The 2,980-nt window shown below is 41.6% G+C and carries 3 protein-coding genes; all 3 read right to left on the bottom strand.

Annotated elements, in window-relative coordinates; genetic code table 11:
• Positions 1-92: 92 nt before the first annotated feature.
• Positions 93-1,022 carry a bifunctional riboflavin kinase/FAD synthetase gene (locus D8886_RS11445; RefSeq protein ID WP_312023317.1) on the bottom strand — a complete coding sequence of 310 codons (930 nt, stop codon included), beginning with the start codon at positions 1,020-1,022 and terminating at the stop codon, positions 93-95.
• Positions 1,023-1,269: 247 nt separating this feature from the next.
• On the bottom strand, positions 1,270-2,148 hold the full coding sequence (truB, locus tag D8886_RS11440) for a tRNA pseudouridine(55) synthase TruB (protein ID WP_125435764.1): 879 nt from the start codon (positions 2,146-2,148) through the stop codon (positions 1,270-1,272).
• A 20-nt stretch (positions 2,149-2,168) separates the two neighbouring features.
• Positions 2,169-2,980, bottom strand: an 812-nt coding sequence (locus D8886_RS11435) for an AAA family ATPase (RefSeq protein ID WP_125435760.1), incomplete at its 5' end; no start/stop codon positions are given.

Below are 2,980 nucleotides of genomic sequence, written 5' to 3'. Positions count from 1 at the left end.
GTATAATAACTACCTCTATTATACTAAATTTTATTTGGCTTGACTATATTTTTTTGAAAATTACTGCCGAATGTCATGAAAATATAAATTTTTCAACTATTTCGATAACCAGTCCAACTTCTAGCGATCCGTTCATCGCTCTGCAGCTGAGCAACCAAACTGTCAATACCTTCAAACTTAACCATCTCGCGAATCTTATCCAGCCAGAAAATCCGAATGGTATCGCCATAGATGTCCTGAGAAAAATCAAAGATATTGACCTCAAAACGAAGCTCATCACCGTCAAAAGTTACATTTTTCCCAACACTGGCCATACCACGATAGCGCTGACCATTGTGCTCAACGTCCGCGACATAGACGCCATCTCCTGGAAGAAAGACTCGATCCAAGGGAGCTAGATTGGCTGTTGGATAGCCAATCGTCCGTCCTCTGGCATTGCCATGAACCACAATACCGCGAGTGGACAGAGGGTAGCCCAGCAATTCTTGAGTTTTCAGCATATCTCCGACAGCAATCGTCTCCCGAATCCGAGTGGAAGAAATCTTCCGATTATCCAGATTAACCGAGGGAACGATAACAATCTTGCCATTAAAATAATCTCTCAGCTCATGTGACTCTTTGCGGTCTGAGCCAAAATGATAGTCAAAGCCAGCTACCACAGCCTTGGCGCGCAGACGAGACACGTATTTCTCAAAAAAGTCCCGGGCTGTATTGCCTGCAAAATGGCTAGTAAAGTCAATCAGGTAAAGATAGTCAACACCTAGATTTTCCAGCTGCGCCATCCGGTCTTCAGGACTAGCTAAATGCAGCATGAGCTCAGGCTGATAGCGGACAAAGGCTAGCTTAGGCGACTCCGGGAAGGTCATCACGGCAATCTTGAGACCTTGCTTATCGGCAATCTCTCTCGCTTTCTCAAAGAGTGCCTGATGGCCCTTATGCAGCCCATCGAAATAGCCTAGAACAAGGACCGTATCTTCTGTCTGATCAATCCCTTTTTCATCTATAATTCTCTTGGTTATCATCATTCCTCTATTTTACTACGCATTTGCTATTTTTACAATATCCGTTCCGCTCTAAACTGCAAAACATTCAAAAAAACTTTACTGCTCTAGTCAGGGCGTTTGTCAAAATCTGAAAAAAGCAAAACAAAAGGACAGCAGTTGTGCAGTTGCTGTCCTTTTGTGAGGTTTAATGAAATAATTATAACATGCAAGCGCACATTTCATATTACAAAAGAGTAACAATCTTTTGACAATTCTACTGCGGATATTAAAGGAAGACTTTGCGAGGCTTGTAAACTGCTTCCCGCTTTTCCAAAATGGCTACTAACTTCTCCTTATAAAAGCCAGCTAGCTCAGCTTCTTCTGACATCAAGCTGATAAAACGGCCGTTCCTCACGTCCTCGACCTGCTCGGCAGAGAGCTCAACCTTCACTAAATCTCCGATTCCCAATTCAAGTGGTTGGAGAAAGGAGAAATCCTCCGTTGCTACTCGCTCCGCTATTTCATCTAAGGTCAAGGCATCATCCAAGCTCATACCTGCTGAGGAAGTCCGTGTCAGCTGAGACATGTGACTGGCAAAGCCAAGCTTGGCTCCCAAATCAACAGACAGGGTTCGGACATAGGTCCCCTTGCTACACTTCACTCGAAAGCGAAAGCGGGCTTGTTCATCTTCATAGGAAATCGGACTGGTGCGCTCGAAACTATAGATGGTCACCTGCCGCTCTGGCCGCTCCACTTCTTGACCCGCTCTTGCATACTCATAAAGCTTGCGGCCATTGACCTTGACTGCAGAGTACATGGGCGGAATCTGGCGAATCTCACCGGTCATGGACTCCATGGCTTCATCGATGAAAGCTTCTTCTAAAGGCTCTGTCACCGGAGTCCGCTCTAGGATGTCTCCGCTGGCATCCTCTGTCGTTGTTGAGCAACCCAGAGTAATCTCCCCCTCGTAGACCTTGCCTTCCTCCTGCATGAACTCAACCAAGCGCGTCGCCTTGCCCACAGCAATCGGAAGCACCCCTACCACATCTGGATCCAAGGTGCCCCCATGACCAATTTTCTTGGTTTTTAAAATCTTGCGCAGCTTAAATACCGCATCATGCGAGGTCATGCCCGCTTCTTTTCTTAGGTTGATAATTCCGTTCATGTGTCGCTTTCTAATTTCATTCAAAAAATGTCTTCTTCAAGAATTGTAACATAATTCTCCTTTGTATCAGAATTTAATTTAGCCAATCTTCTTGCTTGGTTCATAATTATCCTGTCAAATACATTTCTTACAAATCGTCCATTTGCATTTTTATTTTCAAGATTGTTACTATGTAATTCTAAATATTTTTTTAATTTTTCTTTTGCAGAATCATGCAAAGTGTACTCTTCATGTTTGCAACATGAAAGAAAAATATCAAACATTTGGTCCACAGTATAATCTTCAAACGTAATAAAATAATTAAATCTTGATTTTAAGCCAGGATTAGATTCAAAAAATTTCTTCATCAATTCATCATATCCCGCAACAATAACCACCAAATCATCACGATAGTCTTCCAATGCTTTAGTTAACTCAGTTAAACACTCTCGACCGTAACTATCACTTTTATCATTCTCTGTAATACTGTATGCTTCATCTATAAACAATACACCACCTTTGGCTTTTTGTATCAATCTTTTAACTTTAGAGGCTGTCTGACCTTGATATTCTGCTATCAAGTCTGTTCTACTCGCCTCAATAAAGTGACCTTTACTTAATATTCCTAAAGAACGATACATATTCCCGACGATTCTAGCAACTNTAGTTTTACCGGTACCTGGATTGCCTAAAAATGCCATATGCATAGTTCTATTTGTTTTTTTAAGACCGATTTTTTCTCTACTTTGTTGAACTTTATTAAACGCGACTAGATCCTCAATCTCTTTCTTCACATTTTCTAAACCTATTAATGATTTTAAATCATTAGCTAATGCTTCAAATGATTTATTAT

Origin of the sequence: Streptococcus sanguinis (genome assembly GCF_003943655.1) — a bacterium.
Lineage (GTDB): Bacteria > Bacillota > Bacilli > Lactobacillales > Streptococcaceae > Streptococcus > Streptococcus sanguinis_F.
This window is presented reverse-complemented; position numbering and strand designations above follow the sequence as displayed.